This window comes from Gilliamella sp. B2717, from assembly GCF_026536675.1.
In the GTDB taxonomy this organism is placed as follows: domain Bacteria; phylum Pseudomonadota; class Gammaproteobacteria; order Enterobacterales; family Orbaceae; genus Gilliamella; species Gilliamella apicola_I.
Map to the genome: position 1 here is coordinate 1 of NZ_JAFNNQ010000073.1, position 5,143 is coordinate 5,143.

A 5,143-nucleotide genomic window follows, 5' to 3' on the forward strand; every position below is an offset into this window, starting at 1 on the left:
TGATAATCTCATGACCAAAATCCCTTAACGTGAGTTTTCGTTCCACTGAGCGTCAGACCCCGAAACCGCGACGCTTACAGCTGAAAGCGACCAGGTGCTCGGCGTGGCAAGACTCGCAGCGAACCCGTAGAAAGCCATGCTCCAGCCGCCCGCATTGGAGAAATTCTTCAAATTCCCGTTGCACATAGCCCGGCAATTCCTTTCCCTGCTCTGCCATAAGCGCAGCGAATGCCGGGTAATACTCGTCAACGATCTGATAGAGAAGGGTTTGCTCGGGTCGGTGGCTCTGGTAACGACCAGTATCCCGATCCCGGCTGGCCGTCCTGGCCGCCACATGAGGCATGTTCCGCGTCCTTGCAATACTGTGTTTACATACAGTCTATCGCTTAGCGGAAAGTTCTTTTACCCTCAGCCGAAATGCCTGCCGTTGCTAGACATTGCCAGCCAGTGCCCGTCACTCCCGTACTAACTGTCACGAACCCCTGCAATAACTGTCACGCCCCCCTGCAATAACTGTCACGAACCCCTGCAATAACTGTCACGCCCCCAAACCTGCAAACCCAGCAGGGGCGGGGGCTGGCGGGGTGTTGGAAAAATCCATCCATGATTATCTAAGAATAATCCACTAGGCGCGGTTATCAGCGCCCTTGTGGGGCGCTGCTGCCCTTGCCCAATATGCCCGGCCAGAGGCCGGATAGCTGGTCTATTCGCTGCGCTAGGCTACACACCGCCCCACCGCTGCGCGGCAGGGGGAAAGGCGGGCAAAGCCCGCTAAACCCCACACCAAACCCCGCAGAAATACGCTGGAGCGCTTTTAGCCGCTTTAGCGGCCTTTCCCCCTACCCGAAGGGTGGGGGCGCGTGTGCAGCCCCGCAGGGCCTGTCTCGGTCGATCATTCAGCCCGGCTCATCCTTCTGGCGTGGCGGCAGACCGAACAAGGCGCGGTCGTGGTCGCGTTCAAGGTACGCATCCATTGCCGCCATGAGCCGATCCTCCGGCCACTCGCTGCTGTTCCCTTGCCCGCACCCGCTGAATTTCGGCATTGATTCGCGCTCGTTGTTCTTCGAGCTTGGCCAGCCGATCCGCCGCCTTGTTGCTCCCCTTAACCATCTTGACACCCCATTGTTAATGTGCTGTCTCGTAGGCTATCATGGAGGCACAGCGGCGGCAATCCCGACCCTACTTTGTAGGGGAGGGCGCACTTACCGGTTTCTCTTCGAGAAACTGGCCTAACGGCCACCCTTCGGGCGGTGCGCTCTCCGAGGGCCATTGCATGGAGCCGAAAAGCAAAAGCAACAGCGAGGCAGCATGGCGATTTATCACCTTACGGCGAAAACCGGCAGCAGGTCGGGCGGCCAATCGGCCAGGGCCAAGGCCGACTACATCCAGCGCGAAGGCAAGTATGCCCGCGACATGGATGAAGTCTTGCACGCCGAATCCGGGCACATGCCGGAGTTCGTCGAGCGGCCCGCCGACTACTGGGATGCTGCCGACCTGTATGAACGCGCCAATGGGCGGCTGTTCAAGGAGGTCGAATTTGCCCTGCCGGTCGAGCTGACCCTCGACCAGCAGAAGGCGCTGGCGTCCGAGTTCGCCCAGCACCTGACCGGTGCCGAGCGCCTGCCGTATACGCTGGCCATCCATGCCGGTGGCGGCGAGAACCCGCACTGCCACCTGATGATCTCCGAGCGGATCAATGACGGCATCGAGCGGCCCGCCGCTCAGTGGTTCAAGCGGTACAACGGCAAGACCCCGGAGAAGGGCGGGGCACAGAAGACCGAAGCGCTCAAGCCCAAGGCATGGCTTGAGCAGACCCGCGAGGCATGGGCCGACCATGCCAACCGGGCATTAGAGCGGGCTGGCCACGACGCCCGCATTGACCACAGAACACTTGAGGCGCAGGGCATCGAGCGCCTGCCCGGTGTTCACCTGGGGCCGAACGTGGTGGAGATGGAAGGCCGGGGCATCCGCACCGACCGGGCAGACGTGGCCCTGAACATCGACACCGCCAACGCCCAGATCATCGACTTACAGGAATACCGGGAGGCAATAGACCATGAACGCAATCGACAGAGTGAAGAAATCCAGAGGCATCAACGAGTTAGCGGAGCAGATCGAACCGCTGGCAAAGGAAATCGGGGCAGAGGTCGATAGTGGTGGGGCGCTCAAGCACATACAGGACTGCATCGAGCGCCTTTGGAAGGTATCCATCATCGCCCAGAATGGCCGCAAGCGGCAGGGGTTTCGGCTGCTGTCGGAGTACGCCAGCGACGAGGCGGACGGGCGCCTGTACGTGGCCCTGAACCCCTTGATCGCGCAGGCCGTCATGGGTGGCGGCCAGCATGTGCGCATCAGCATGGACGAGGTGCGGGCGCTGGACAGCGAAACCGCCCGCCTGCTGCACCAGCGGCTGTGTGGCTGGATCGACCCCGGCAAAACCGGCAAGGCTTCCATAGATACCTTGTGCGGCTATGTCTGGCCGTCAGAGGCCAGTGGTTCGACCATGCGCAAGCGCCGCCAGCGGGTGCGCGAGGCGTTGCCGGAGCTGGTCGCGCTGGGCTGGACGGTAACCGAGTTCGCGGCGGGCAAGTACGACATCACCCGGCCCAAGGCGGCAGGCTGACCCCCCCCACTCTATTGTAAACAAGACATTTTTATCTTTTATATTCAATGGCTTATTTTCCTGCTAATTGGTAATACCATGAAAAATACCATGCTCAGAAAAGGCTTAACAATATTTTGAAAAATTGCCTACTGAGCGCTGCCGCACAGCTCCATAGGCCGCTTTCCTTGCTTTGCTTCCAGATGTATGCTATTCTGCTCCTGCAGCTAATGGATCACCGCAAACAGGTTACTCGCCTGGGGATTCCCTTTCGACCCGAGCATCCGTATGATACTCATGCTCGATTATTATTATTATAGAAGCCCCCATGAATAAATCGCTCATCATTTTCGGCATCGTCAACATAACCTCGGACAGTTTCTCCGATGGAGGCCGGTATCTGGCGCCAGACGCAGCCATTGCGCAGGCGCGTAAGCTGATGGCCGAGGGGGCAGATGTGATCGACCTCGGTCCGGCATCCAGCAATCCCGACGCCGCGCCTGTTTCGTCCGACACAGAAATCGCGCGTATCGCGCCGGTGCTGGACGCGCTCAAGGCAGATGGCATTCCCGTCTCGCTCGACAGTTATCAACCCGCGACGCAAGCCTATGCCTTGTCGCGTGGTGTGGCCTATCTCAATGATATTCGCGGTTTTCCAGACGCTGCGTTCTATCCGCAATTGGCGAAATCATCTGCCAAACTCGTCGTTATGCATTCGGTGCAAGACGGGCAGGCAGATCGGCGCGAGGCACCCGCTGGCGACATCATGGATCACATTGCGGCGTTCTTTGACGCGCGCATCGCGGCGCTGACGGGTGCCGGTATCAAACGCAACCGCCTTGTCCTTGATCCCGGCATGGGGTTTTTTCTGGGGGCTGCTCCCGAAACCTCGCTCTCGGTGCTGGCGCGGTTCGATGAATTGCGGCTGCGCTTCGATTTGCCGGTGCTTCTGTCTGTTTCGCGCAAATCCTTTCTGCGCGCGCTCACAGGCCGTGGTCCGGGGGATGTCGGGGCCGCGACACTCGCTGCAGAGCTTGCCGCCGCCGCAGGTGGAGCTGACTTCATCCGCACACACGAGCCGCGCCCCTTGCGCGACGGGCTGGCGGTATTGGCGGCGCTGAAAGAAACCGCAAGAATTCGTTAACTGCACATTCGGGATATTTCTCTATATTCGCGCTTCATCAGAAAACTGAAGGAACCTCCATTGAATCGAACTAATATTTTTTTTGGTGAATCGCATTCTGACTGGTTGCCTGTCAGAGGCGGAGAATCTGGTGATTTTGTTTTTCGACGTGGTGACGGGCATGCCTTCGCGAAAATCGCACCTGCTTCCCGCCGCGGTGAGCTCGCTGGAGAGCGTGACCGCCTCATTTGGCTCAAAGGTCGAGGTGTGGCTTGCCCCGAGGTCATCAACTGGCAGGAGGAACAGGAGGGTGCATGCTTGGTGATAACGGCAATTCCGGGAGTACCGGCGGCTGATCTGTCTGGAGCGGATTTGCTCAAAGCGTGGCCGTCAATGGGGCAGCAACTTGGCGCTGTTCACAGCCTATCGGTTGATCAATGTCCGTTTGAGCGCAGGCTGTCGCGAATGTTCGGACGCGCCGTTGATGTGGTGTCCCGCAATGCCGTCAATCCCGACTTCTTACCGGACGAGGACAAGAGTACGCCGCAGCTCGATCTTTTGGCTCGTGTCGAACGAGAGCTACCGGTGCGGCTCGACCAAGAGCGCACCGATATGGTTGTTTGCCATGGTGATCCCTGCATGCCGAACTTCATGGTGGACCCTAAAACTCTTCAATGCACGGGTCTGATCGACCTTGGGCGGCTCGGAACAGCAGATCGCTATGCCGATTTGGCACTCATGATTGCTAACGCCGAAGAGAACTGGGCAGCGCCAGATGAAGCAGAGCGCGCCTTCGCTGTCCTATTCAATGTATTGGGGATCGAAGCCCCCGACCGCGAACGCCTTGCCTTCTATCTGCGATTGGACCCTCTGACTTGGGGTTGATGTTCATGCCGCCTGTTTTTCCTGCTCATTGGCACGTTTCGCAACCTGTTCTCATTGCGGACACCTTTTCCAGCCTCGTTTGGAAAGTTTCATTGCCAGACGGGACTCCTGCAATCGTCAAGGGATTGAAACCTATAGAAGACATTGCTGATGAACTGCGCGGGGCCGACTATCTGGTATGGCGCAATGGGAGGGGAGCAGTCCGGTTGCTCGGTCGTGAGAACAATCTGATGTTGCTCGAATATGCCGGGGAGCGAATGCTCTCTCACATCGTTGCCGAGCACGGCGACTACCAGGCGACCGAAATTGCAGCGGAACTAATGGCGAAGCTGTATGCCGCATCTGAGGAACCCCTGCCTTCTGCCCTTCTCCCGATCCGGGATCGCTTTGCAGCTTTGTTTCAGCGGGCGCGCGATGATCAAAACGCAGGTTGTCAAACTGACTACGTCCACGCGGCGATTATAGCCGATCAAATGATGAGCACTTTTAAAGTTCTGCTATGTGGTGCGGTATTATCCCGTGTTGACGCCGGG

At 58.5% G+C, this 5,143-nt stretch carries 4 protein-coding genes and 4 pseudogenes; 7 read left to right on the forward strand and 1 reads right to left on the reverse strand.

Annotated elements, in window-relative coordinates:
* Positions 1 to 61 precede the first annotated feature (61 nt).
* Positions 62 to 343, reverse strand: a pseudogene (locus J3U35_RS06745) (IS91 family transposase); the annotation flags it as partial.
* 519 nt (positions 344 to 862) lie between these two features.
* Here J3U35_RS06745 and J3U35_RS06750 point away from each other — a divergent pair.
* The 7 genes and pseudogenes from J3U35_RS06750 to J3U35_RS06780 form a co-directional block, all read left to right on the forward strand.
* On the forward strand, positions 863 to 985 hold the full coding sequence (locus J3U35_RS06750) for a hypothetical protein (protein ID WP_267349248.1): 123 nt from the start codon (positions 863 to 865) through the stop codon (positions 983 to 985).
* Between the two features lie 323 nt (positions 986 to 1,308).
* Positions 1,309 to 1,950, forward strand: a pseudogene (locus J3U35_RS06755) (MobA/MobL family protein); the annotation flags it as partial.
* Between the two features lie 106 nt (positions 1,951 to 2,056).
* Positions 2,057 to 2,107, forward strand: a pseudogene (locus J3U35_RS06760) (mobilization protein); the annotation flags it as partial.
* 15 nt (positions 2,108 to 2,122) lie between these two features.
* A pseudogene (repC, locus tag J3U35_RS06765) lies at positions 2,123 to 2,623 on the forward strand (replication protein C, IncQ-type); the annotation flags it as partial.
* A 307-nt stretch (positions 2,624 to 2,930) separates the two neighbouring features.
* A complete protein-coding gene (sul2, locus tag J3U35_RS06770; RefSeq protein WP_001043260.1) occupies positions 2,931 to 3,746 on the forward strand; it encodes a sulfonamide-resistant dihydropteroate synthase Sul2 in 816 nt (271 codons plus the stop codon).
* A gap of 60 nt (positions 3,747 to 3,806) precedes the next feature.
* Positions 3,807 to 4,610: an aminoglycoside O-phosphotransferase APH(3'')-Ib gene (aph(3'')-Ib, locus tag J3U35_RS06775; RefSeq protein WP_001082319.1), complete on the forward strand. Its 804-nt coding sequence runs from the start codon at positions 3,807 to 3,809 to the stop codon at positions 4,608 to 4,610.
* Positions 4,610 to 5,143, forward strand: a 534-nt coding sequence (locus J3U35_RS06780) for an aminoglycoside phosphotransferase family protein (protein WP_324123837.1), incomplete at its 3' end; no start/stop codon positions are given. The genes aph(3'')-Ib and J3U35_RS06780, both read left to right, overlap by 1 nt.

Excerpts from the sequence above, each read along its gene's own strand:
- sul2 (WP_001043260.1), top strand. The coding sequence starts at position 2,931 with ATGAATAAATCGCTCATCATTTTCGGCATCGTCAACATAACCTCGGAC.